Below are 254 nucleotides of genomic sequence, written 5' to 3'. Positions count from 1 at the left end.
CAAAAGCACAATGAAAACTGAACAAGGAAGGAAACATGGAAACGAGGTTGCCCAATATTTTAGGTCAAGCCCTCGGCCTATTAGTATCAGTCGACTGAATGCATTACTGCACTTACATCTCTGACCTATCAACCACATAGTCTTCGTGGGGCCTTACTCCTTTCGGATGGGAGATCTAATCTTAGAGTTTGTTTCACGCTTAGATGCCTTCAGCGTTTATCAAGCCCGCACATAGCTACCCAGCTGTGCTCCTG

The 254-nt window shown here is 45.7% G+C and carries 1 rRNA gene; it reads right to left on the bottom strand.

Annotation, left to right across the window (positions count from 1 at the left end):
* Window positions 1-60: 60 nt before the first annotated feature.
* Window positions 61-254 (bottom strand): 23S ribosomal RNA (locus H6A25_RS12595); the annotation flags it as partial.

Origin of the sequence: Intestinimonas butyriciproducens (genome assembly GCF_016901775.1) — a bacterium.
GTDB lineage: Bacteria > Bacillota > Clostridia > Oscillospirales > Butyricicoccaceae > Pseudobutyricicoccus.
The sequence above is the reverse complement of the archived record's forward strand: the minus strand, read 5'-3'. Positions and strand labels throughout refer to the sequence as shown.